The sequence below is a fragment of the Metabacillus idriensis genome (assembly GCF_009674765.1).
In the GTDB taxonomy this organism is placed as follows: Bacteria; Bacillota; Bacilli; order Bacillales; family Bacillaceae; genus Bacillus_P; species Bacillus_P idriensis.
Window position 1 is genome coordinate 1 of sequence record NZ_WKKF01000007.1, and the last position, 25,265, is coordinate 25,265.

Here is a 25,265-nt window from a genome sequence, read left to right on the forward strand (position 1 = left end):
GCAAGTAGTCTGAGCGTGCGTTCCTGATTTTTTCGTGGATTCTTGCCACTTCCACCTTTTGTTTTTGGTAGTTTTTTGCATCATCAAGTTTGCATGTTCTCTTTAATGCTGATTCTTTTCGTCTTTTACTAGTTTCTTTTCCAGTTTGCGGAAGTGTTTTTGATTTTCGAATACGGTTCCGTCAGAAAGGATCGCAAAGTGTTTTAGCCCAACGTCAACACCAACAGAGGAACCCGTTTTCGGTTTTGGCAGAACCTCTGTTTCTGTCAAAACCGAAACAAATTAGTTACACTTGGATGACGTCTAACCGTCGCATTAAGAATACGTCCTGTTACTTCACGGCTTTTTGCAAATCGGACAAGGCCAAGTTTAGGCAGCTTGATTTTATTTTCAATTATCGCAATGTTTCCATTGGTATGTTTTGTTGTATAGGACTGCACGCTATTCTTTTTAGACTTAAAACGTGGTGCTTTGTTCTGCTTTTTAAAGAAACGTGTATACGAATCAGAAAGATTTTTTAGTGATGTATGCTTTGTTTACGATCAACGATAGTGCCTCCTTTGACAGGAACGTATGTTCTTATAATAACATAAGAGGGAACGTTTTGGCTACCTCCAACCGAAATTCATCTCCCCCTTATCGTTGGGCTAAGCCCTTCTCACGATTGAAGAGGGAGTCTTCTTTCGGGATGAAGTCCATAATAAAATGGAACTGACAAAATAAGATGAAATAAGTGCAGTCGCAAGCTGTCTTCATCTTAAGTTTGTCAGTTTTTTTATTGGCCGAGAAACATATATTTGTCTTCTTAAGCATAAGTTGTGATGAAGAAGAATGGCATAATTGCCTGCTAATCATATGCGATAAAGTTTCAAGCATAGGAGGGGGAAAGGTTGAAAATCCACATTGTTCAAAAAGGCGATACGCTTTGGAAAATTGCCAAAAAATATGGGGTAGATTTTGAAGAACTGAAAAAGATGAACTCTCAGCTAAGCAACCCTGACTTAATCATGCCTGGAATGAAAATAAAGGTTCCAAGCGGCGGAGTTCCTGTTAAAAATGAAACACAGGTTAACTTTTCAGGGAAAAAGGAAATGCCGAAATCCGAGCATCCTTTTGCAAAAGAAAAACCGAAACAAGTGATGGATGTCACAGATACCAAACCGAAGGAAGTTCCGAAAGAAAAGCCTTCGGTGCCATATGTTCCTCCAGTGCCGAACATTAAACAGCCAGCATATCCAGAGCTAGATATTAATAACTACTACATGCTGAATATGGCGATGATGCCGCAGGCACCGCAGCCGCAGCTTCCGCCAAAGCCGTCAAATGTTCTGCCTGAGATGATGAAGCCAGCCGAAAAGCCAGCTCAAAAACCGGCTGAAAAACCGGCTGAAAAGCCAAAATCAGTTTCACCTGCTAATAAAGAGGAGGCCACAAAGGATATGGAAAATAAGCCGAACATGCCGCAGCAAGGAGTGATGGGGGCTTATCAGGGCGGTCAGGGTCCACAAGGATTTCCTGGCGGCCAGGGCGGAGCTCCGTATCAGAACCCTGGTGCAGTCGCCGGTGCCCAGGATCAGGCACCTGGAGGTCCAGGCTTCCCGGGCGGGGATGACTGTTATCCAGTTTCACCAGTGATGCCGGGACCAGGATTCGGTCCAGGATTTGGCGGTCCGGGATTTGGCGGCCCAGGATTTGGAGGGCCAGGATTTGGCGGACCTCAAATGCAGCCATATGGTATGCCGTTTCAGCAGGGCCCTGGCATGGGAATGCCGCAGCAAATGCCATTTGATGAAGATGATGATGACGATGATGACGTAATGGGAGCATATATGCCTCAGCAGCAAATGCAAATGCCGTATGGTCAGCAGGGGTTCGGAGGCCCTGGATTTGGCGGTCCGGGATTCGGTGGCCCAGGATTTGGAGGCCATGGATTTGGCGGTCCGGGATTCGGTGGCCCTGGTTTTGGAGGCCCTGGATTTGGGGGGCCAGGAGGATATCCGCCGGGCTGCTATCCGATGTCTCCGCCGATGCCGGGTCCGGGATTTGGATTCCAGCCTCAAGTTCAAGGAGCGTTCAGCGGCGGTCCAAATATGCCGCATGGTGTAGCCGGTGCATGGGATCAAGGGATGATGAACAATATGCCTCCGCAAGTAAGCCCTGCAATGGATAAAGAAGATTGCGGATGCGGCGGACCTGGGCAAGGCTATGGCGGGATGCCGGGACAATTTGGTCAGGGCGGTCAATTCGGCGGAATGCCAGGACAGTTTGGTCAGGGCGGTCAATTCGGCGGAATGCCAGGACAATTTGGTCAGGGCGGTCAATTTGGCGGAATGCCGGGGCAGTTAGGTCAGGGAGGTCAGTTTGGCGGAATGCCGAGACAGTTTGTCCAGGGCCAATTTGGCGGAATGCCGGGACAGTTAGGTCAGGGAGGTCAGTTTGGCGGAATGCCGGGACAGTTTGGCCAAGGCGGCCAGTTCGGTGGAATACCGGGACAAAACGGCGAGGATGGTCAATTTGGGATGCCGAGATTTGATGATGAGGACGACGACGATTGATATAGATCTAAGAGACGAGACATATTGTTCGTCTCTTTTTTTTATTGTTAATTCCGTGTGCACGTCCAGGCGCTTTGAGTCCACTTTTCACGCTCTTTCATGAAATAGAGGAATCATACAGGGGCTTTAAGTCCACTTTCCACGCTCTTTTATGAAATAGAGGAATCATACATGGGCTTTGAGTCCACTTTTCACGCTCTTTGATGAAATTGAGGAATCATACATGGGCTTTGGCTGAACCACCTGGTAGAGAATTAATCAAAAATCGTTTCGCGATTAAGCTTTATAAAAAGGTATTTTACAAACAAATGTGGGTTTATTGCAAAAAAGCTGAAGCCGCAATTAAAAGCAGGCTGGCCGAAAAAAATTAATTGATGGACCTTGCATGCAAAATAAGATTAGATCCTTGAAAAAGATTCTCCATTTATTTTTCCCCAATTCCATTCAGGTCACCCTCAAATAATAAATTGTCTCCATTATTTTAAGAACTTACCGTTAACTAACAGATTAATGCTTCTCTGAACGAGCAACCTATACAAGAGCGTAATTTGCTCGCTACAGGAAAATCAGGGGGGTTTTAATATTGAGGCATAAAGTTACTGCATTTGCTGCAATTGCAATAGCTGCGACTGGGCTTGCAGGCTGCAACAATAATGAAGGCGCACTTGACACGAGATATGATGATTCAACAAGACCTATCGGTTATTATTCAGATGAACACCGGAATAACAACAACGATGGCGTGGATAACGTGGATAACGATGGACCTCTGACAGAAATGATGGAAGGCGACATGAATGATAATTACTTCACTAAAGTAAATGATCGTGATACCGCTTTTCATAATGGAAGAATGGATAATCCAACAGCCCCGCTTTCTAATAAAGACGGCATGATTGAAAAAGACAATCGTTTCAGCAGAACAGATGAAAATTATCATGGTCAGGTAAAGCAAGTCAATTATTACAATGACCAAGATGAAGCAATTGCAAAAAATGTTTCTGAAAAAGCTGCAGATGTCAAAGATGTCGATGATGTCCGCACGGTTGTAAATGGTGATCAGGTGCTTGTTGCCATTGATACGGATGATAAAAACGACAAAGACATTAAAAATGCCGTTTTGAATGCAGTGCGTCCGGCAGCTGAGGGCAAAGATATTAAAGTTGTCACTGATGAAGGCACATTTACACGTGTCAGAACGATTAATGACAACATTGAAACAGGACAGCCGAAAAATACAATCAATGAAGATATTAGAGATCTTTTTGATGATATGGGCAATGTCATGAAAGAGCCATTTCAGCAAGCAAGATAATGAATCAAAGGGGGTATCTTTTACAGATGCCCTCTTTTTTATTTTTCGTAAACTTGCTGCCATTAAATAAAATTGTTTATACCCTAAGAGGATCTGCGCTGAAGGAACTTGACTCCTGCGGGAAATAGAGGGAAATGGGAGACCCCGCAGGCAAAGCCGGAACGCGGAAAGCAAGTTTCTGTAGCGAAAAGTAACGGACACCATCTATAATCCAAAACAACAATCTATGCGAAAACAGCCTTTATTTTTCCACGACTTGAAGAAAGAAAAAAACATGAAAGGTTAAAATTTCTATTTTTGGTCAAACTAGAAATGACGAATACTTGCCTTTATGGTAAATAGCTCATGATATGGGGTGTATGTGATGATGTCGTCTCATCGTTTACTGATTGGTGCCTTTGCCTGCGTCATAGTCACATTATTTTTCATCATTCCTTCTTTCCATCAGAAAGAATCCAGTGCATCAGAGAATGCAGCAGAAACGGAAAATGAAGTCTATGAAGTAAGCGGTCCGCTGACCGTTACAGTGGTGCTCGAACGAATCTATTTGGATGGTGAAATCAGTGAAGAAGTGAAAAACGAAACCATTCTGGCAATGGAGGATTTTTGGGCGAAATATGAGGATTGGCAATTAATTGATCAGGACGATCATCAGATTATTTTTCAAAAAGAAGTGGATGATATCTCCCCTTTACTAAAAGCAAACGGGTATTTCGGCATTTCATCAGAAGGTGTCTTTTCTATTTTTAATGGAAAGCCTGATGATGCTTCGGAAATTATTCAGTCATTCTTTCAAATTGATGTTAAAAAACTTGAAACACGAAAGCATGATGAATTAAGGCAGGGAATTCGCATAGAATCAAAAGATCAGTACTTAAAGGTCATTCAGTCATATAAAGCCTATTCATCACCAGCAGATGTGAAATAAAGAAAGCTAGTGCAAAAGCGCTGGCTTTTTCTGTGTTTTTAAGGATTTTCATTTTTGGGGATTATTGCTGACAGATAGATAGTCATTAATGGGTTGCTTGCCCCGTTTTGTTGCATCAGAAAAATAACAATCCATAAGAAGACTGCTTTTTTAATGATTTATACTACAGGCAAAAGAAAAAATTATGATACAATGAGGTACAGTTGTAAAGAGGTGACTAACGTTTTGATTGAATTTATAAAAGGCTATATTGATTTTGTTACTCCGGAATATATTGTCATTGACCATGGCGGAATCGGTTATCAGGTGCACACTCCAAATCCATTCAGCTTTCAGCGCAATCGATCTTCAGAAGTGACGATTTATACATATCAGCATGTCAGAGAAGATATCCTCGCATTATATGGTTTTCATACAAGAGAAGAAAAAGCATTATTTATGAAGCTCCTGAACGTTACAGGAATCGGACCAAAAGGAGCGCTTGCCATACTTGCTTCAGGAAATCCTTCGCAAGTAGTCGGGGCGATTGAAAATGAGGACGAGAAGTTTCTTGTTAAGTTTCCTGGCGTAGGGAAAAAGACTGCGAGGCAGATTATTCTTGATCTAAAAGGAAAGCTTGCCGATGTAGCAGGGGAGCTTGCTCCGGATTTGTTTACGCATGAAGAGCATGAACAAAAAGAAACAGCATCAAAAGCCCTGAATGAGGCACTTGAAGCTCTAAAGGTGCTGGGATATGCTGAACGCGAAATTAATAAGGTTATTCCGTCTCTTATGGAAGAAGAGCTATCAACAGATCAGTATGTGAAAAAAGCTTTGCAAAAGCTATTAAAGTAAGGTGAAAAGACATGGATGAACGTCTTGTATCAAGTGAAGCGGACTTAGATGAAGGTGCAATCGAGCTAAGGTTAAGACCTCAGACTTTATCTCAGTATATTGGACAGGATAAAGTAAAAGAAAACTTGAAAGTCTTTATTGAAGCCGCTAAACTCAGAAGCGAAACACTGGATCACGTCCTTTTATATGGTCCTCCGGGTCTTGGAAAAACAACGCTTGCAACGATTATCGCAAACGAAATGGGCGTAAATATCCGCACAACATCAGGACCAGCTATTGAAAGGCCGGGAGACCTCGCTGCCATTTTAACAGCTCTTGAGCCCGGGGATGTCTTATTTATTGATGAAATCCATCGTCTTCAGCGCTCTATTGAAGAAGTACTGTATCCGGCGATGGAGGATTTCTGTCTTGACATTGTGATTGGAAAGGGCCCATCTGCCCGTTCTGTCCGCCTTGATCTGCCGCCGTTTACTCTTATAGGGGCCACCACACGCGTTGGCTTGCTTACGGCTCCGCTTAGAGACCGGTTTGGTGTTCTCAGCAGGCTGGAATATTATAATGAAGAGCAGCTGTCTCTCATTGTTGAACGGACCGGAGACATATTAGGGATTGGCATGGAAAAAGAAGCTTCGCTGGAACTTGCAAGAAGATCAAGGGGTACGCCTCGAATAGCAAACAGGCTATTAAGACGGGTAAGGGACTTTGCCCAGGTGCTTGGCGAGCCGACTGTATCGGGGAGCCTTGCTAAAGAAGCATTGGAAAAACTTCAGGTCGACAGATTGGGCCTCGATCATATCGATCACAAGCTTTTAATGGGGATAATTGAAAAGTATAAAGGCGGTCCAGTCGGAATTGATACGATTTCAGCTACAATCGGAGAAGAATCACACACGATTGAAGATGTATATGAGCCGTATCTTTTGCAAATCGGTTTTATACAACGCACTCCAAGGGGTAGAATGGTAACGGAAGCAGTTTACCATCACTTTCAAATGGAGGCTCCAGAAAAATGACCCAATTCCCCAAAATCCTGATGATGATGGGCGCCGTTCTTTTTTTCGCAGGATTATTCATGCAGCTCATTGGAAGGCTGCCTGGAGATTTTGTCTTTAAAAAAGGCAGCACAACGTTTTATTTTCCGATTGTTACATCAATTGTAATCAGTATCTTGCTGACGATCTTGTTTAATGTTTTCGGACGGTTTAAATAATAGAAAAGGTGAAAAACAATGAAAGTAGATTTATTTGATTTTAACTTGCCAGAGGAACTAATAGCACAAGTGCCGCTTTTAGAAAGGGATGCTTCTAAACTGATGGTCCTGGATAAAGAGACTGGCTCGATTCAGCATGAACAATTCAGATCAATCATTGATTATTTTCATGAGGGAGACTGTCTTGTTCTGAATAATACCCGTGTTCTGCCTGCCCGTTTAATTGGGGAGAAAAAAGACACGGGGGCTAAAATTGAACTGCTTTTGCTTAAGCAAGAGCAAGGAGATGTTTGGGAAGTTCTCGCGAAACCGGCAAAACGTGTGAAAATCGGCACGGAGATTGTATTTGGAGACGGTATTCTGCATGCTGTTTGCACAGGGGAGTCTGAACACGGCGGGAGATTGCTTGAGTTCAAGTATGAAGGGATTTTTTATGAAGCTTTAGATTCTTTAGGGAAAATGCCGCTGCCTCCATATATTAAAGAGCAGCTGGATGACCAGGAGCGGTACCAGACTGTCTTCTCTAGAGAGAGAGGATCAGCTGCAGCCCCGACTGCAGGACTGCATTTTACAGAGCATATCTTAAATCAATTGAAAGATAAAGGTGTTCATATTGTCTTTATCACTCTGCACGTCGGTCTTGGAACATTCCGGCCAGTAAACGCTGATGTAGTTGAAGAACATGAGATGCATGCTGAATTTTATCAAATGAGTGCAGGAACAGCCCAGCTGCTTAATCAAGTGCGCGCTGAAGGCGGAAGAATTATTTCGGTAGGGACTACTTCAACACGCACTCTTGAAACCATCGCTTCAAAAAATGATGGAACATTCATCGAGGACAGCGGATGGACAAACATCTTTATCTATCCCGGCTATGAATTCCGTGCAATTGATGGAATGATAACAAACTTCCACTTGCCTAAATCATCTTTGATTATGCTGGTAAGTGCGCTGGCTACAAGAGAGCATGTCATGAATGCCTATGAAACGGCAGTCAAGGAAAAATACCGATTCTTCAGCTTTGGCGATGCCATGCTTATCATCTAAAGAAAAACAGCCTTGAAGGAGGAAAAAAGGTGTCATCACCAATACGTTATGAATTAATTAAAACCTGTAAACAAACCGGTGCAAGACTCGGCCGTGTTCATACACCTCATGGGTCGTTTGAAACGCCTGTGTTTATGCCGGTAGGGACTTTGGCTACTGTAAAGACAATGTCTCCGGAAGAACTCGTGCAGATGGGTGCAGGCATCATCTTAAGCAATACGTATCATTTATGGCTGCGTCCTGGTCATGAGATCGTCAAGGAAGCGGGCGGGCTTCACAAATTCATGAACTGGGACCGTGCGATTTTAACGGATTCTGGCGGCTTTCAGGTCTTCAGTTTGAGCGAATTCCGCAAAATAGAAGAAGAAGGCGTGCATTTCAGAAATCATCTGAATGGCGACAAATTGTTTTTGTCTCCGGAAAAAGCGATGCAGATTCAAAATGCTCTTGGTTCTGATATTATGATGGCATTTGATGAATGTCCTCCGTTCCCTGCTGAATATGACTATATGAAAAAATCAGTAGAGCGGACAAGCAGATGGGCAGAGCGATGCCTGAATGCTCATGAGCGTCCGCAAGATCAGGGGTTATTTGGAATTGTACAGGGCGGAGAATACGAAGAATTAAGAAAGCAAAGTGCCCGAGACTTAGTTTCAATGGATTTCCCTGGCTATGCTGTCGGCGGTCTTTCCGTTGGAGAACCCAAAGACATTATGAACCGTGTGCTGGAATCAACAACTCCATTGCTTCCGTCCAATAAACCTCGTTATCTGATGGGCGTCGGCTCGCCGGATTCTCTAATTGACGGGGCTATCAGAGGAATTGATATGTTTGACTGCGTACTGCCGACGCGAATTGCGCGTAATGGCACATTGATGACAAGCAGCGGGCGTTTAGTTGTAAAAAATGCTAAGTATGCGCGTGACTTCGGTCCGATTGATGAGAATTGCGACTGCTACACTTGCCGCAATTACAGCCGTGCTTATATCCGACATCTAATGAAGTGTGACGAGACTTTCGGGATCCGATTAACTTCTTACCATAACCTTCATTTTCTGTTAAAATTAATGGAGCAGGTCAGACAGGCAATCCGTGAAGACCGATTAGGCGATTTCAGAGATGAATTCTTTGAACAATATGGGTTTAACAAGCCGAATGCTAAAAACTTCTAACACTTGAAAGGGGTGAAAAATATGGAATTATTGACTACGGTTGGCCCGTTAATCTTAATGTTTGCGATCTTTTACTTTTTATTGATTCGTCCTCAGCAGAAACAGCAGAAGAAAGTGCGTGAAATGCAGGACAGTCTTTCAAAAGGCGACAAAGTCGTAACGATTGGCGGTATGCATGGCCACGTTGATTCAATCGACGAAGAAAAAGTAATCATCAAAGCTGGTGATGGCTCACGCCTCACATTTGACCGCCGCGCTATTCGCGACGTTGTTGAACAAAAAGGCATCACGATGGAAAAAGCCTAATACATAAGGCATGAACAAAAAGAAGCGCAGTCTTTGCGCTTCTTTTTACTTTTTCTGCTTTATTTCGAGGAACCCGACAAATTCACTCCCATTACTCCGCCGAGCATGGCTATAGCAAGGAAACCGCCATGATACATCGTCTGCTCCATTGTAAATGTTTTTCCGTAGCCTAAAAATTGAAATAAAAAGATAATTAATGTATAAAGGACGGCTGTTGTGCCCCCAACCAGCCATCCGCGCTCTTTTCCTTTTCCTCCGGCAATAAAACCTCCGATGAAAACGGCTAAGAATGAGAGGCCCAGTATAAACCATTTAATGGAATCTTCCGTTAAGCCAGTGAATTTAAGCAGCAATGAAAAAAGTAAGCTTGTTGCAAGTGCTGCCAATAAAATGCTGGATAATCCGTAAAGAATGGCTTTACCCCATCTTCGCGTTTCGATTGCAATCTCCCCCTTATCCCAGTCAGCTTGTTTTTGCTCGTCTTATTACCATCCTATTCACATCAAAAGAAAATAGAATCAATTTGCTTTACATGAAAATGATTTATCCGTTCAAAATAAACCTATCTATGTGAAGCAAAGGGTGATATTTGGTGGAAGAGTCATTAATCATAATAGCAAGGACGTTTTTTTTATATTTCATGATTGTTATTATCTTCAGACTGATGGGGAAAAGGGAAATTGGCGAATTAAGCATTCTTGATCTTGTTGTCTTTTTAATGATCGCTGAAATGGGAGTCATGGCCATTGAAAATACGGAGGATCCGTTAATACATACCATCATTCCCATGTTTCTGCTGCTGGGCATTCAGATTGGCCTTGCCTATCTATCACTAAAAAATCATAAAGTAAGAAAACTGCTGGACGGAAAGCCGACAATCATCATAGATAGAGGCAAAATCAATGAACATGCCATGAAAACGCAGCGCTATAATTTTGATGATCTTCTCATCCAGCTTAGGGAGAAGGAAATAAACGACATCAGCGAAGTGGATTTTGCCATTTTGGAACCATCAGGAAAGCTTTCAGTTATAAAAAAAGAACATGATCATGAACATCAAGAGCTGCAGCTGCCGTTAATTATTGACGGATTGATTCAAGAAGAGAACTTATTTCGGATTGGCAAGACTAACTTGTGGTTAAGGCAGCAGCTTAGAGATCTTGGCTATATAGATTTAAAGAATATTTCCTTGTGTACACATAATAAGGGTGCGTTTTTTATCGATTTGGTAGATGAAAAATAACGATTAACGCCGCGGTACCAGCTTAGAAAGTGTGTTTCCCAAATAGGGAATTCTCTCTAAGTCTTCTTTGTGAACTAAGCGGAAGATGATCAGAAGGATGCAGTAAACCGTAAAAGTGAATATAACCGAAATAATTAATTTTTTCCCCATGCCGAGAGACAGCAGCCGGTAGAAATAAAAGCCTGCTATGCCGGAGAGAATCATTGTCAAAAAGCACTTGGCATATTCTCCTATCCGAATAGAGAGAGAGATTACCTTCATGACGGTTGCTAAATGAAGCAGCGTGACAAGCATAATCCCTGCTACAATGGCGAGGGCGGCTCCCATGATTCCAAGAGATGGCCGCGTTGCTAAAAGAAAGATCAGGGCTGTTTTAATAGCAGATCCGACAAAGCTGTTAATCATAGCTGCTTTTGCCAAGTTTAGAGCCTGCAAAACGGCTTGAAGAGGTCCCTGAAAATAGTAAAAAATAAAAAAGGGAGCCATAACCTGAACAAAGATGGCGGCGTGGCTGCTTCCGTACATAACCGTCATCATTGGCCCCGCATAGATATATAAAATAACTACGGCGAACCCGCCTGTCACAAGAGACAGTCTGAATGCCTGCTGAAGTCTGTGCTGGACAATGTGCAGCTTTTTTTGTGCCATGGCCTCGCTGATTGCAGGGACAAGTGCAGTAGACAAGGAATATGTAATAAATGACGGAAGCATAAGAAGCGGTAGGGCATACCCTGTCAATTCACCGTACTGTTTGGTTGCCATCGCTGCTGTAAATCCTGCTATAGCCAAGCTTTGTGCCACAACAATCGGCTCAAAAAACCAGGCAATGGAACCGATCATGCGGCTTCCGGTTGTCGGGAGCGCAATGCTCATTAAGTTTTGGAAGGTATCTTTTCCGTCGTGCAGAGATTTAAAGAACTTCCTTCGGATTTTAAATTTCTTTTTCATTTTAAACATTGAGAATAAATAGAGGAGGGAGATCAGTTCTCCAATGACGGCAGATGCCATGGCTCCTGCTGCTGCGTACTCAATTCCATATGGCAGGAATGTTTTTGTGAAAACCGCGATTAATGAGATTCGGACGATTTGTTCAAGTACCTGTGAGATCGCTGCAGGACGCATATTCTGCTTTCCTTGAAAATATCCTCTGAGAACGGATGAAATGGCGATAATTGGAACAACCGGTGTTATGGCAAGAAGAGGATACAGTGTTCTTGGGTCAGTCAGTAAAGAATTTGATAAATAGGGAGCGAGAAGAATGATGGCCGGAGTAAATAAAAGACTGAGTGTTCCTGTTATGGCAAGAGACACAATCAGGATTTTTTTGATTTTCCGCTGATTTCCCTCAGCTTCTGCTTCCGCAACTAATTTTGATATCGCAACAGGCAAACCGAACTGGGTAATCGTAATAATCAGAACCAGTGTAGGCATCGCCATCATATACAGCCCAACGCCTTCCTCCCCGATAAAACGAGCCACAACAATCCGGTTTATAAAGCCAAGAACCCTTGTAATCAGACCGGCCGCAATCAATATTAACGTTCCCTGTAAAAATGTTTGCTTTGACATGGCTTTCCCTGCCTTCTCAAATAGCTTGTAATCATATACAATTACTATATGCGCTATGATTGGCCAAGCATGACAAGTATGTTCAAGCAGAGGCTTATTCAAAATAAATTATCCCGCAAATGTTCAGGTAAAGGAGCGTGTCATGATGGAAAAAGATGAAATCGAAAAATACCGCCATCACGTAAAGCCGGCGCTAGTCAGCAAAGCAGAAGAATTTAAAATCCTTGATTACGGCGAGGTGACAGTAGAAGAGCTTTGGAATTTCCTAAGAAATAAAAAGTGGAAGAAAAAGAGTGAGCTGATGGTATATGAAATGGTTGCTGATATTATGGCAATCAAGCCAAACGAATTCATGACATTTGCTACGATTGAATCTTATAAGGCGGGCAGCTGGTTTGAAAGCGAAGAAGGCAAAAAGCTTGGTATAAGTGAAGGATAATACATATTCAATGGTTTTTTTTTTAAGGAGGAAACAACATGATAAAAAAAGGACGCATTATTGCTTTTTTCTTACTCGTCCTTTGCGTAGGCAGTTTGATTGGGGCTTTTGGAAACAAAGCCGCAGATAATATTTTGCTTGGACTAGATCTGCAGGGCGGATTTGAAATTCTTTATGATGTAGAGCCTGCTAATGATGGCGACAAAATTGACCGCAATGCTCTTGTCAGTACAGTGAATGCTCTGCAAAAGAGAGCGAACGTGCTTGGAGTCAGTGAACCGAACATTCAGATTGAAGGCGAAAACAGAATCAGAGTCCAGCTTGCCGGTGTAAAGGATCAAAATCAGGCAAGGGAGATTCTTTCAACACAGGCAGAACTGACATTCCGTGATGTAAACGATAAAGTCATGATGAATGGTTCGGATCTTGTGGAGGGCGCGTCTAAGCAGACGTTTGATCCCGATACACAAGAACCAATCGTGGCAGTTAAACTGAAGGATGCTGCCAAGTTTAAAAGCGTAACAGAAAAGATCGTAGCTATGCAGCCTGAAAATCAGCTTGTCATCTGGCTTGATTTTGAAGAAGGCGACTCGTATAAAAAAGAAGTTGTAAAAGAATCACCTAAATTCTTATCTAATCCGAATGTAGGCGAAGTCTTCAACACAACTGATGTAACCATTACTGGACAATTCACAGTTGAAGAAGCCAAGGATTTGGCGAATCTTCTAAATGCAGGATCTCTTCCTGTTAAACTCGATGAAACGTACTCTACTTCCGTAGGAGCTCAGTTTGGTGAAGAGGCACTGCAGAAAACGGTTCTTGCCGGTATTGTCGGCATTGGCATCATCTTTGCCTTTATGCTGTTTTTCTACAGATTGCCTGGTATTATCGCAGTTGTTACACTAAGTACATACATTTATCTCATTCTTCAAATATTCGATTGGATGAATGGGGTATTAACATTGCCTGGTATCGCTGCCTTAATTTTAGGAGTAGGGATGGCGGTTGATGCCAACATTATTACTTACGAGCGGATTAAAGAAGAAATCAAGCTTGGCAAATCAGTCCGATCTGCTTTCAGAGCTGGAAGCAGACGTTCATTTGCAACCATCTTTGATGCAAATATTACAACGATGCTTTCAGGAGGGGTACTGTTCTTCTTTGGAACAAGCTCGGTTAAAGGCTTTGCAACAATGCTGATATTAAGTATTCTTTTGAGTTTTTTAACATCTGTCTTTTTATCAAGAATCCTGCTGTGGCTCCTTGTAGAAAGCAGATGGCTGGATAAGAAACCGGGATATTTCGGCGTAAAAAAGAAAGATATTATTGATTTGAGCAAGTCCACTGAAGATGTAGACGCTCCTACAAGCTTTGATAACGTGGATTTTATTAAGCATCGCAAAAAGTTTTTTGCTCTATCTGGCCTGCTCCTTGTAGCCGGAATTGTTCTTTTGCTTGTAATGAGGCTGAACCTTGGCATTGATTTTGCCAGCGGCACACGTATTGAGGTGGGCTCAGATCAATCATTAACAGCTGAAGAAGTGGAAAAGGAATTTGCTGAACTTGATCTTGAAGCAAAAGACATCGTTCTCTCAGGCAATAATAATCAAATTGCTGTTGCAAGACTTATCGGCGTCCTTGATAAAAATGAAATTGCCGAAGTGAAGGATCATTTTAACAAAGCATACGGAAAAGAACCGAGCGTTAGCACAGTTTCGCCGACAGTCGGAAAGGAACTCGCCCGAAATGCAATGTACGGAATTTTAATTGCATCAATCGGCATAATCATTTATGTTTCTATCCGCTTTGAATTTAAAATGGCACTTGCATCGATTATCGCGCTTTTACATGACGCATTCTTTATTATTGCTTTCTTCAGCATAACGAGGCTTGAAGTGGATATCACTTTTATTGCAGCCATTTTGACGATAGTAGGATACTCGATTAATGATACGATCGTTACCTTTGACCGGATACGCGAGCTTTACAAAAAGACAAAAGTGAAAACATACGATGATTTAAAGAGCATTGTAAACCGCAGCTTGCAGCAGACGTTTACGCGATCTTTAAACACTGTTTTAACAGTTGTTATCGCAGTAATTGCTTTGCTGATTTTCGGCAGTGAGTCGATTCTGAACTTCTCAATTGCCTTATTGGTAGGGTTAGTTTCAGGAACATATTCCTCCTTATTCATCGCATCGCAGCTTTGGATGATCTGGAAGTGGAAAGAGATTCAAAAGAAAAGCAAGATGAAAAAAGTGCAAGAACATGATGAACCAGTCGTATAAATAGGGGTTATCCGATAAGTCTTTAATATGAAGCAGGCAGGAAAACAAATGTTTTTTCCTACCTGCTTTTTTCTGTAGGCTCTTTTCGTAAACTTTGTTGTCCTTAGACTAAATGTTATAAAACATAAGTGGATTGTAGCGGAAGGCACTTGACTCCTGCGGGAAAATAGAGGGAAATGGGAGACCCCACAGGCAAAAAGCCGAGGAGGCTCCCACCCTCCCAGCGGAAAGCAAGTGACTGGAGCGGAAAGGAACGAGCAATATTTATAATCAAAACCAACAATATATGCGAAGACAGACTTTCTGGAGAGCCCCTTTAATTTTGACCGTAACTGGTTAGGATAAGAACATGCTAAAGAACATCCCTTTATCATAATTTGTTTTAATGAATGCCAAAAAAGGGTAAATGAAAAGAGATTTTTCAGAAGGGGGAAAGAAAATGAAGAGACAATGGAGCTTTATATTTGCGATCCTTTTTGCACTTATTGTTGCAATCTTTGCTGTCATAAATGTGGATCCTGTTGAAGTGGACTATTTATTCGGCGAGGCCGAATGGCCGCTGATTCTAATTATTCTCGGTTCCGTTCTGCTTGGAGGCCTAATGATTGCTTCTGCAGGATTAACAAGAATTTACGCTCTACAGCGCAAAGTGAAAGTCCTTGAAAAAGAAAAAACAGAATTATTGAATGAAAACGAATCGCTGAAAAAAGATCCGCGTGTTCATGAAACGAACAGCAGTGCACATGGCGCCAAGCAAATTGGCCAAACATCTGAGGAATTATAATTTCCAGTTTGTCACCCCTTACCTACTCTAGTATAATAGTGTGGTTAAGGGGTGATTTTTTTGCTGAAAGCGAAGACTAGATGGGATGTTTCCAAACCCCATCCGGATAAAGCTGATGAATTGATGAATACAATGAAAGTTACGCCTCTGGTTGCTTCCCTGCTGCTAAATCGCGGAATTGAGACTGCTGAACAGGCCGACCAATTCCTGAATATTGAAAAGCATGGTTTTTTTGATCCATTTATGCTCCTTGGAATGGACAAAACGATTAAGCGTATAAACGATGCGATTGCAGATCAAGAAAAGATTTTGATTTTTGGAGATTATGATGCAGATGGAGTGAGTTCTACGACCGTTCTGCTTGAAACGCTGAACTCCCTCGGAGCTAATGCTGATTTTTATATACCTAATCGATTTACTGAAGGCTACGGTCCTAATGAGATGGCTTTCCGACATGCTCATGATGAAGGCTTTTCTTTAATCATTACTGTGGATACAGGGATCTCGGCCGTGAATGAAGCGGCTCTTGCAAAAGAGCTTGGAGTTGATCTGATCATAACCGATCATCATGAACCAGGACCGGTTCTTCCTGATGCGTACGCGATCATCCATCCAAAGCAGCCTGACTGCCAATATCCTTTTAAAGAGTTAGCTGGTGTTGGCGTTGCTTTTAAGCTTGCCCATGCACTGCTTGGGCAAGCTCCGGAGCATCTGCTTGAAATTGCTGCAATAGGAACCATCGCCGATCTTGTTCCGCTTCATGGAGAAAATCGTCTGATTGCACGTCTTGGAATTCAGCAATTAAAACGAACAGAACGAAAAGGCTTAAAAGCGCTGCTCAAAGTAGCAGGAGCTGAAGGAAAAGATGTCAATGAAGAGACGATCGGATTTGCGATCGGACCGCGGATAAATGCCGTAGGAAGGCTTTCGTCTGCTGATCCGGCCGTTCATCTCCTTATGACAGAAGACGCTGAGGAGGCTCAAAGTCTTGCAAAAGACATTGACCTTCTCAATAAAGAAAGACAGAAAATTGTCTCGCAAATTACCGAAGAAGCAACCCAACAGGTAGAATCCATGTATCCGATTGAGGAAAATCCGGTGCTTATTCTTGCAAAAGAAGATTGGAACCCCGGGGTTGTCGGGATAGTAGCTTCGAGAATGGTAGAGAAATATTATCGGCCTACAATTATCTTAAGTATTGATCACGGCAAGGGAATTGCTAAAGGATCTGCAAGAAGTATAGCCGGTTTTGATTTATTTGCTAATTTGTCAGCGTGCCGGGAGATACTGCCGCATTTTGGAGGACATCCAATGGCTGCTGGAATGACTCTTAACATAGAAGATGTTGATCAATTAAGACAGCGTTTGAATGCTCTTGCAGCTGAGAAGCTGACAGAAGAAGACTTCATTCCCCTTAAAAAAATTGATGCGGAATGTGCTTTAACCGAAATCACTACGGACTCCATCGAAGAAGTCGGAATGCTTGCTCCATTTGGAATGAGCAATCCCAAGCCTCTCTTCCTGCTTGACTCCGTTCAACTGGGATCAATGAGGAAAATAGGTTCAGATCAAACACATTTAAAGCTTGCGGTGGAACAAAATCATCAGCAGCTCGATTGTATCGGATTTGGATTCGGGCATCTGCACGATCATATGGCACCTCTTGCAAAAGTGTCAATGGTTGGAGAATTATCCATCAATGAATGGAATAACTTCCGAAAACCGCAATTCATGATCCAGGATCTAGCTGTCAATGAATGGCAGCTGTTTGATGCTAGAGGAACCCGCAATCTTCAGAAAGCTGTTGAAAAAATGAATGACAAAAAAAATGTCCATATTGTTTTCCAAAAGGAAACACTCACTTTGCTTGAAGGGCTGGACCTTAATCTTTTATTTTTGGAAAACGGCCAAGAAGCAGAAGGTTTGGATTTAAAGGATAAATATGTCACGTTCATTGATACGCCATCTTCAATAGACCATTTGAATGTTCTTTTTGAACAGACGCGTCCTGACCGGATATATGCTATTTTCCATCAGCATACGGAACATTTTTTTGCCACAATCCCGACAAGAGAACACTTTAAATGGTATTATGGATTTTTGAAACAAAAAGGGACATTTGACTTAAAAAAACATGCAGAAGCGCTTGCCAGACATAAAGGCTGGTCAAATGAAACAATAGATTTCATGTCACAGGTGTTTTTTGACTTGGAATTTGCTACAATAGAGAATGGCATTATTTCTGTCAATCATCATCCGCCAAAAAGAGATCTAGCCGAATCTACTGCGTATGCTTCCAAGCTTCAGCAATTAGAGCTTGAAAATACGCTGCTATATTCGTCATACCAGGATTTAAAAACATGGTTTGATGAAAGAATGAAAATATCGTCAACGCTTGTCAATGCATGAGGAGGACAAACTTAATATGGATTTAAAGAAATATGTAACAGTGGTTCCGGATTATCCGAAGCCGGGCATTCAGTTTAAAGATATTACAACACTAATGGACAATGGGGATGCTTACCGCTATGCAACAGATCAAATTGTTGAATATGCGCGCAAGCAAAACATTGATATAATTGTAGGACCGGAAGCACGCGGATTTATCATCGGCTGTCCTGTTGCTTATTCGCTTGGAGTAGGCTTTGCGCCTGTCCGCAAAGAAGGCAAGCTTCCCCGCGAAGTTGTTCGCGTAGAGTATGGTCTTGAGTATGGCAAAGATGTGCTTACTATGCATAAAGATGCCATCAAACCAGGTCAGCGCGTGCTGATTACAGATGATCTGCTTGCTACAGGCGGAACAATCGAAGCAACAATTAAATTGGTAGAAGAGCTTGGCGGAGTCGTTGCCGGCATTGCTTTCTTAATTGAATTAAGCTACCTTGACGGACGCAGCAAATTGGATGATTACGATATTTTGACACTGATGAAATTTTAATCACATAGGGAAAAGCACTCGGGAATGGGTGCTTTTTCTATATTAAGGCACGTACCAGCCATTAATTGGGCACAGAAAAGTCAGTATTTCTCTTTACTTCTTCTGTGTTTTTCATGATAATAGGTACAATAAAGTTTTCATTGTAAAGGTGATTCCATGGCTAATGAACAAGTACTGACTGCTGAGCAGGTCATAGAGAAGGCAAAACGATATTTAACGGATGAAGACTTGCTTTTCATTCAGAAAGCCTATGATTTTGCGGAAGAAGCGCATCGTGAACAATACCGTAAATCGGGTGAACCATATATAATTCATCCTATACAGGTCGCAGGGATTTTAGTTGATTTGGACATGGATCCGTCGACAATCGCGGGTGGATTTTTACATGACGTCGTAGAAGATACGGACGTCACACTTGATGACTTGAAACAAACATTTAATGATGAAGTCGCCATGCTAGTGGACGGGGTTACAAAGCTCGGAAAAATTAAATATAAATCTCACGAAGAACAACAGGCTGAAAATCATCGTAAAATGTTTGTCGCAATGGCACAGGACATTCGTGTGATCTTAATTAAACTTGCTGACCGTCTTCACAATATGCGCACACTTAAGCATTTGCCGCAAGAAAAGCAGCGGAGAATCTCTAATGAAACGCTTGAAATTTTCGCACCGCTTGCACACCGTCTGGGGATTTCAAAGATAAAGTGGGAGCTTGAGGACACAGCTCTGCGCTATTTGAATCCGCAGCAGTATTACCGCATCGTGAATTTGATGAAGAAAAAGCGTGCTGAACGCGAGCTTTATTTAGAAGAAGTCATTGGCGAAGTGAAAAATCGGGTACATGAAGTAAATATTAAAGCTGATTTTTCAGGCCGTCCAAAGCATATATACAGTATTTACCGAAAGATGGCCCTTCAAAATAAGCAATTCAATGAAATATACGACTTACTTGCTGTTCGGATTGTTGTAAACAGCATTAAGGATTGTTATGCGGTCCTGGGCATTATCCACACATGCTGGAAACCGATGCCAGGCAGATTCAAAGATTATATTGCCATGCCGAAGCCCAACATGTATCAATCCCTTCATACTACAGTGATTGGTCCTAAAGGGGATCCTCTTGAAGTTCAGATCCGCACGAATGATATGCACACGATTGCAGAATACGGGATCGCTGCGCACTGGGCTTACAAAGAAGGCAAAGAGACAGAAGAGCAGTCAACACTTGAACAAAAATTAACATGGTTCCGTGAAATTCTCGAGTTCCAAAATGATACAACGAATGCGGAAGAATTTATGGAGTCATTAAAAATCGATTTGTTTTCTGATATGGTGTTTATTTTCACGCCTAAAGGCGATGTGATTGAAATGCCTTCAGGCTCTGTTCCGATTGACTTTGCCTACCGCATCCATTCCGAGATCGGCAACAAGACAATCGGTGCAAAAGTAAACGGCAAAATCGTTACCCTGGATTATAAATTAAAAACCGGCGATATCATCGAAATCATGACATCGAAACATTCTTACGGCCCTAGTCAGGATTGGCTTAAGCTTGCCCAAACGTCTCAGGCGAAAAATAAAATCCGCCAATTCTTCAAAAAGCAGCGCCGCGAGGAAAATGTAGACAAAGGCAAAGAGATGGTAGAAAAAGAAATTAAAAATCTCGAATTTGAATTAAAAGAAGTCTTAACGAGTGATAATTTAAAGCGTGTAGCTGAAAAATTCAATTTTTCAAATGATGAGGATATGTATGCAGCTGTAGGCTATAACGGCATCACGGCTGCACAGGTTGCGAATCGCCTGACTGAAAAATGGCGCAAAAAACGCGATATGGAACAAGAGAAAGATATTTCAGAAGTCATTTCTGAAGTGCGTCCATATTCATCTAAAAAGCGTGACAGCGGGGTCCGCGTAAAAGGAATTGACAACCTGCTGATCCGTTTATCAAAATGCTGCAATCCTGTACCAGGTGATGAAATCGTCGGTTTCATTACTAAAGGACGAGGAGTATCTGTTCACCGCGACGACTGTCCAAATGTGCATACAGAAGAAGCACAAGCCCGTCTGATCCCGGTTGAATGGGAAACACAGCTTGATGGCCGCAAAGAGTACAACGTTGAAATCGAAATACTCGGCTATGACCGAAGAGGACTTTTAAATGAGGTCCTTCAGGCTGTCAACGAAACAAAGACCAACATTTCGTCTGTTGCAGGCAAATCTGACCGCAACAAAGTAGCTACAATCAACATGGCAATTGCCATTTCCAACATAAGCCATCTTCACAAAGTTGTGGAGAGAATTAAGCAGATTTCTGATATTTATTCTGTAAGAAGAATCATGAACTAGAAAGGGTTTTTCTGTCTTGAAGATTGTTGTCCAGCGCGCTAAAGATGCAGAAGTAAAAGTAAATAACGAAACAGTCGGCAAAATTTCTGAAGGATTTATGCTTTTAGTAGGAATCACACATGAGGACTCTGAACAGGATGCTGACTACCTTGCAGATAAAATTGCCAATCTGAGAGTTTTTGAAGACGCGGAGCAAAAAATGAATCTTTCCCTGATTGATGTGGGGGGACAAGTCTTATCCATTTCTCAGTTCACTCTCTACGGAGATTGCAGAAAAGGAAGAAGGCCGAATTACATGGCAGCTGCCAAGCCTGATCAAGCAGAGCCTTTATATGATTACTTCAATTTAAAGCTTCGTGAAAAAGGCATTACCGTTCAAACTGGGGAGTTTGGCGGCATGATGGATGTTTCATTTACAAATACCGGTCCTGTTACATTGATTCTTGAATCACAGGCGAATTAAGAAAACCGCCGGGCACAGTGTGCCTGGCGGTTTTTCTTTTGTTTTAAAATGGAAAAAATGAAGAACGATATTAGTTCAATATTGGCACCCGCAAAAAAACACTCAAGACAGAGCCTGAGTGTTTTTTCATGCTTATTTAAAATACTGCGCCAGTCCGTAATAAATCCCTTGTGCCACTCTTTCCTGATAGGCATTTGAGCGTACAGTCAGCTCCTCTGTATTGTTGCTGACATAACCAAGCTCGAGGAGAACAGAGGGCTGGTTATTTTCACGGATTACATGATAATCCCCAAATTTTGTTCCGCGGTCTTTTAACTTCGTTTGTTTCATTAATTCTGAATGAACAGGTGAAGCCAGGGGCTTATCTTTAGACTCACTGTAGTAATAAGACGTCATTCCATTAACGCTTCTATTATTGATGCTGTCAAAATGGAGACTTATAAAAGCGTCCGCATTTCTGTAATGAGCCGTGCTGACACGTGAGCTTAAACTAATGTAGCTGTCACTGCTGCGCGTTAAGTGCACGTCCGCTCCTGAAGCTTTCAGCTTATCGTACACGAGCTTGGCGGTGGACATCGTGAGATTCTTCTCAAGTGTGCCTCTAGTGCCGATTGCTCCTCCGTCACGTCCGCCATGTCCCGGATCAAGAACAATGGTTTTATTTTTCAAGTAAGAGGTAACATCGCCGCCAGGTCTTGAGACAGAATTGCCTTCCCCTGATTGTGATACTACCCATCCTGCTACATAACCTGCAGTATTGCCTGAGAGCTGGATCTTAAACCAATCGCCTTCTTTGCTGATAACAGAAAATTGTTCTCCTGCATTAGCGCGTCTCAGAATGCTTTGATTTGTAGATGGGCCTTTTCGAATATTTGTCCCATCCTGCAAAATGCTGACTTTAGATTGGCTTGTTGTGTTTCCTTTACCTGTATTTCCCTGTCCGCTTGCAATCGAAATATAGGAACTGGAAACCCAGCCTTTTTTATTTCCTGAGTATTTAATATGATGCCAGCTGTTCTTTGTTTCAAGAATGGTGACCTCTGCATCTTTTGAAATGGAACCAACTACAGAGCCATTTAAGCTGCCGCTGCTTCGTACATTCAGGGAGCTTGCTGTTACTTTTCCTTTTTTGCCGCCGCTTACAGGCGCCTGCACGGAATTTGCAGAAATGAAATCACTATGTACCCAGCCTTTTTGACCATTAAATTGAATTTCGTGCCATTTATCCTGTGTCTTAGTAATCGAAACAGAAGCATTTTTTTTCAAGCTGCCGATAGTGGCGGCTGATGTTGAAGGCTTGTTGCGCACGTTCAGTGAAGTCGCAATGACTTTTCCGCTCCTAGACCCTGATGAAGCAGGAGCTTTAGCTTGTTCCTTTTTTTGTAAGGAAACAAACTGACTGGAAACCCAGCCTCTTTTCCCGTTATAAGAGATTTCGACCCAATTTGAATTTTGCTGAACAAATGCTGCCGTTTGTCCCTTGTCAAATGTGCCTGTTACCTGAAAGCTTGTGCCGGGGCCGCTGCGTATTCTCAAGTCTTCGGCATTTGATTTGACAGTATCAGAAGAACTGCCTGAGCTTGTTTTTGGTGCTTGGGCGGATTGCTGTAGAGTTACCAGCCATGAGGCTACCCAGCCCTTGTTATTGCCTGATAATTGGATTTGGTACCAATCTTTTTTCTGGTCTGTGATGGAGTACACAGCCCCTTTTTTTACACTGGCGATGACAGAATAGCTTAGTCCAGGGCCGCTTCTGATGTTTAATCCATCAACTGCAATGACTGCTTTTTTCGTTTCAGCTGATGCAGACTTGGGCATCATTTGAAGCTGACACATGATAAGCAGGGTGCAAATAATGGAAATGAGTAGTTTTCGAAACAATGACCGATCCTCCTTTTTCATAGATAACTTATAGTACATTCGCTTTTTATATCGGCTATCCCTTGTGACATTTGATATATTTTTTCGGGAAAAAGGCAATGCTATGGGATAGACAGTTAAAAAGGAGCAATGATCATGAGGCACAGTGATAAAGGCGAGACAACTCATTATAACAATAATGATGTATTTGGAGTTAATTTTCATGAATTTGCTGAAAAAGAACAGAATTCTAATTTGTATGAGCTTGCAAGCGAATATGGTTTAAGTTTGAGAGAAGTGAAGAAATTAAAAAAACAATTAAATCGCTCTTGACACATAGCCTGAAACATTCGTATGATAGTATATAAATCTTAGCAAGAACTACATAATTTTGAACCATTGATGGAGAAGAGTAGTCAAGATGACACATGATAAGAGAGGAAAAGCCGTGGCTGAAAGCTTTTCGCATGATGACTTGATGAAGAGAACACTCCTTAGGTTTCCCTCTGAAAGATGCTGCTTGCATTTAATAGGAGGTGGACGTGACAGGCGTTAACTGTCTTGAGTGGGAGCATTTAATGCTTCAACTAGGGTGGCACCACGGGATCTAACTCTCGTCCCTACATTTTTATGTAGGGGCGGGAGTTTTTTGTTTTCAAAATTTTTGAAGGTTTATGAAAATTGGAGGAGTAAAACATGTCATTTCAAATTCCGAGAGGCACTCAGGATATCCTTCCTGGAGATGTTGAACGCTGGCAATATATCGAAAACACAGCGCGTGAAATTTGCAGATACTATCAATATAAAGAAATCCGGACGCCAATCTTTGAACACACTGAGATTTTTCAAAGAGGAGTAGGTGAATCAACGGATATTGTCCAAAAGGAAATGTATACATTCCAGGACCGAAAAGGAAGAAGCATGACCCTCCGACCGGAAGGAACGGCTTCAACTGTCCGTGCATTTGTTGAAAAGAAATTATACGCACAGCCGTCTCAGCCGACAAAACTTTACTATATTGGACCAATGTTCCGCTATGAACGCCCGCAGACAGGACGTTTCCGTCAATTCGTTCAGTTTGGGGTTGAGGCGCTTGGAAGCAACAGCCCTGCAATGGATGCAGAAGTCATTTCTCTTGCAATGGAGCTTTACCGTACTGTTGGATTAAAAAAGCTGAAGCTGATTATCAACAGTCTTGGAGATGCGGACAGCAGAAAAGCTCACCGGGAAGCTTTAATTGCTCATTTTGAACCAAGAATTGGTGAGTTTTGCTCGGATTGCCAGAAACGATTGCAGCAAAACCCGCTTCGGATTCTTGATTGCAAAGTAGACCGGAATCATGAGCTTATGGCTACGGCCCCTTCAATTATGGATTACTTAAATGAAGAATCAAGAGCTTATTTCAATAAAGTCCAGCAATATTTAACGGATTTAAATATTGAGTTTACAGTTGACCCTAATTTGGTGCGCGGACTGGATTACTACAACCACACGGCATTTGAGATCATGAGCGACGCAGAAGGATTCGGTGCGATCACAACTCTTTGCGGAGGCGGCAGATATAACGGCCTTGTGAAAGATTTTGGAGGCCCTGAAACACCAGGAATCGGATTTGCACTCAGTATTGAAAGGTTTCTTGCTGCTCTTGATGCAGAAAACGTTGAGCTTCCAATCGAACAGTCGATTGATTGCTTCGTTGTAGCTCTTGGCGAGAAAGCGAAAGACCGTTCTGTATCTCTCGTATATGAACTCAGAAAAGCAGGATTAACTGCAGAAAAAGATTACGAGGATAAAAAAATGAAAGCTCAATTTAAAGCAGCTGATCGCTATAAAGCTAAATTTGTTGCTGTATTAGGCGAAGATGAGCTTGAACGGAACATCATTTCCGTGAAAAACATGGAAACAGGCACACAAGTAGAAGTATCAATAGATGAGCTTACAGCCTATATAAAAGCATAGCCAAAA

At 42.2% G+C, this 25,265-nt stretch carries 22 protein-coding genes, 1 pseudogene and 1 other annotated feature; of the genes and pseudogenes, 19 read left to right on the forward strand and 4 right to left on the reverse strand.

Features of this window, described 5'->3' with window-relative positions; translation table 11 throughout:
- A pseudogene (locus tag GJU41_RS25075) lies at nucleotides 1-527 on the reverse strand (RNA-guided endonuclease TnpB family protein); the annotation flags it as partial.
- Nucleotides 528-890: 363 nt separating this feature from the next.
- Here GJU41_RS25075 and safA point away from each other — a divergent pair.
- The 9 genes from safA to yajC all read left to right on the forward strand — a co-directional run bounded on the left by safA (nucleotide 891) and on the right by yajC (nucleotide 9,367).
- Nucleotides 891-2,555 (forward strand): SafA/ExsA family spore coat assembly protein, encoded by a 1,665-nt coding sequence (gene safA, locus GJU41_RS18040; RefSeq protein WP_154319223.1) that lies wholly within the window; start codon nucleotides 891-893, stop codon nucleotides 2,553-2,555.
- Nucleotides 2,556-3,138: 583 nt separating this feature from the next.
- Entirely contained in the window at nucleotides 3,139-3,870 is a 732-nt protein-coding gene (locus GJU41_RS18045; protein ID WP_154319224.1) for a YhcN/YlaJ family sporulation lipoprotein, read from the forward strand.
- Between the two features lie 364 nt (nucleotides 3,871-4,234).
- The gene (locus GJU41_RS18050) at nucleotides 4,235-4,798 is read left to right on the forward strand and encodes an intercompartmental signaling factor BofC (protein ID WP_224771109.1); all 564 of its coding nucleotides are present in this window, start codon (nucleotides 4,235-4,237) and stop codon (nucleotides 4,796-4,798) included.
- A 225-nt stretch (nucleotides 4,799-5,023) separates the two neighbouring features.
- Complete coding sequence (gene ruvA, locus GJU41_RS18055) at nucleotides 5,024-5,632, forward strand: Holliday junction branch migration protein RuvA (RefSeq protein WP_070879760.1); 609 nt, start codon at nucleotides 5,024-5,026, stop codon at nucleotides 5,630-5,632.
- Between the two features lie 11 nt (nucleotides 5,633-5,643).
- Nucleotides 5,644-6,645 (forward strand): Holliday junction branch migration DNA helicase RuvB, encoded by a 1,002-nt coding sequence (gene ruvB / locus GJU41_RS18060; RefSeq protein ID WP_154319225.1) that lies wholly within the window; start codon nucleotides 5,644-5,646, stop codon nucleotides 6,643-6,645.
- The gene (locus GJU41_RS18065) at nucleotides 6,642-6,842 is read left to right on the forward strand and encodes a DUF2905 domain-containing protein (protein ID WP_070879762.1); all 201 of its coding nucleotides are present in this window, start codon (nucleotides 6,642-6,644) and stop codon (nucleotides 6,840-6,842) included. Before ruvB ends, GJU41_RS18065 begins: the two co-directional genes overlap by 4 nt.
- Before the next feature lie 18 nt (nucleotides 6,843-6,860).
- Nucleotides 6,861-7,889 (forward strand): tRNA preQ1(34) S-adenosylmethionine ribosyltransferase-isomerase QueA, encoded by a 1,029-nt coding sequence (queA, locus tag GJU41_RS18070; protein ID WP_070879763.1) that lies wholly within the window; start codon nucleotides 6,861-6,863, stop codon nucleotides 7,887-7,889.
- Nucleotides 7,890-7,918: 29 nt separating this feature from the next.
- A complete protein-coding gene (gene tgt / locus GJU41_RS18075; RefSeq protein WP_070879764.1) occupies nucleotides 7,919-9,061 on the forward strand; it encodes a tRNA guanosine(34) transglycosylase Tgt in 1,143 nt (380 codons plus the stop codon).
- A gap of 21 nt (nucleotides 9,062-9,082) precedes the next feature.
- Complete coding sequence (yajC, locus tag GJU41_RS18080; protein WP_070879765.1) at nucleotides 9,083-9,367, forward strand: preprotein translocase subunit YajC; 285 nt, start codon at nucleotides 9,083-9,085, stop codon at nucleotides 9,365-9,367.
- Nucleotides 9,368-9,426: 59 nt separating this feature from the next.
- Here the strand turns inward: yajC and GJU41_RS18085 are convergent, their stop codons facing one another.
- The gene (locus GJU41_RS18085; RefSeq protein WP_070879766.1) at nucleotides 9,427-9,807 is read right to left on the reverse strand and encodes a TIGR04086 family membrane protein; all 381 of its coding nucleotides are present in this window, start codon (nucleotides 9,805-9,807) and stop codon (nucleotides 9,427-9,429) included.
- 152 nt (nucleotides 9,808-9,959) lie between these two features.
- On the opposite strand from GJU41_RS18085, the gene GJU41_RS18090 reads away from it, so the two are divergent.
- Nucleotides 9,960-10,610: a DUF421 domain-containing protein gene (locus tag GJU41_RS18090; RefSeq protein WP_070879767.1), complete on the forward strand. Its 651-nt coding sequence runs from the start codon at nucleotides 9,960-9,962 to the stop codon at nucleotides 10,608-10,610.
- Nucleotides 10,611-10,613: 3 nt separating this feature from the next.
- Here the strand turns inward: GJU41_RS18090 and spoVB are convergent, their stop codons facing one another.
- On the reverse strand, nucleotides 10,614-12,179 hold the full coding sequence (gene spoVB, locus GJU41_RS18095; protein ID WP_070879799.1) for a stage V sporulation protein B: 1,566 nt from the start codon (nucleotides 12,177-12,179) through the stop codon (nucleotides 10,614-10,616).
- Between the two features lie 142 nt (nucleotides 12,180-12,321).
- Between spoVB and GJU41_RS18100 the strand changes: the two genes are divergently transcribed.
- The 7 genes from GJU41_RS18100 (at nucleotide 12,322) to dtd (ending at nucleotide 21,440) form a co-directional block, all read left to right on the forward strand.
- On the forward strand, nucleotides 12,322-12,618 hold the full coding sequence (locus GJU41_RS18100) for a post-transcriptional regulator (protein ID WP_282958550.1): 297 nt from the start codon (nucleotides 12,322-12,324) through the stop codon (nucleotides 12,616-12,618).
- Nucleotides 12,619-12,659: 41 nt separating this feature from the next.
- The gene (gene secDF / locus GJU41_RS18105) at nucleotides 12,660-14,906 is read left to right on the forward strand and encodes a protein translocase subunit SecDF (protein WP_170292838.1); all 2,247 of its coding nucleotides are present in this window, start codon (nucleotides 12,660-12,662) and stop codon (nucleotides 14,904-14,906) included.
- Between the two features lie 439 nt (nucleotides 14,907-15,345).
- Nucleotides 15,346-15,690 (forward strand): LapA family protein, encoded by a 345-nt coding sequence (locus tag GJU41_RS18110; RefSeq protein ID WP_070879769.1) that lies wholly within the window; start codon nucleotides 15,346-15,348, stop codon nucleotides 15,688-15,690.
- A gap of 60 nt (nucleotides 15,691-15,750) precedes the next feature.
- Nucleotides 15,751-18,099, forward strand: a complete 2,349-nt coding sequence (gene recJ / locus GJU41_RS18115; protein ID WP_070879770.1) for a single-stranded-DNA-specific exonuclease RecJ — start codon at nucleotides 15,751-15,753, stop codon at nucleotides 18,097-18,099.
- A gap of 16 nt (nucleotides 18,100-18,115) precedes the next feature.
- Nucleotides 18,116-18,628, forward strand: coding sequence for an adenine phosphoribosyltransferase (locus GJU41_RS18120; RefSeq protein WP_070879771.1), 513 nt, complete (start codon nucleotides 18,116-18,118; stop codon nucleotides 18,626-18,628).
- Nucleotides 18,629-18,784: 156 nt separating this feature from the next.
- Nucleotides 18,785-20,977, forward strand: a complete 2,193-nt coding sequence (locus GJU41_RS18125; protein WP_070879772.1) for a RelA/SpoT family protein — start codon at nucleotides 18,785-18,787, stop codon at nucleotides 20,975-20,977.
- Between the two features lie 16 nt (nucleotides 20,978-20,993).
- Nucleotides 20,994-21,440: a D-aminoacyl-tRNA deacylase gene (dtd, locus tag GJU41_RS18130; protein ID WP_154319228.1), complete on the forward strand. Its 447-nt coding sequence runs from the start codon at nucleotides 20,994-20,996 to the stop codon at nucleotides 21,438-21,440.
- A gap of 132 nt (nucleotides 21,441-21,572) precedes the next feature.
- Here the strand turns inward: dtd and GJU41_RS18135 are convergent, their stop codons facing one another.
- Nucleotides 21,573-23,321, reverse strand: coding sequence for an N-acetylmuramoyl-L-alanine amidase family protein (locus tag GJU41_RS18135; protein WP_170292831.1), 1,749 nt, complete (start codon nucleotides 23,319-23,321; stop codon nucleotides 21,573-21,575).
- A 135-nt stretch (nucleotides 23,322-23,456) separates the two neighbouring features.
- On the opposite strand from GJU41_RS18135, the gene GJU41_RS24730 reads away from it, so the two are divergent.
- Together GJU41_RS24730 and hisS are read left to right on the forward strand one after the other, a co-directional pair.
- Nucleotides 23,457-23,633 carry a hypothetical protein gene (locus tag GJU41_RS24730; RefSeq protein ID WP_165970847.1) on the forward strand — a complete coding sequence of 59 codons (177 nt, stop codon included), beginning with the start codon at nucleotides 23,457-23,459 and terminating at the stop codon, nucleotides 23,631-23,633.
- A gap of 57 nt (nucleotides 23,634-23,690) precedes the next feature.
- Nucleotides 23,691-23,925: a binding site (T-box leader), on the forward strand.
- Between the two features lie 71 nt (nucleotides 23,926-23,996).
- Entirely contained in the window at nucleotides 23,997-25,259 is a 1,263-nt protein-coding gene (gene hisS, locus GJU41_RS18140; RefSeq protein ID WP_070879774.1) for a histidine--tRNA ligase, read from the forward strand.
- Nucleotides 25,260-25,265 lie beyond the last annotated feature (6 nt).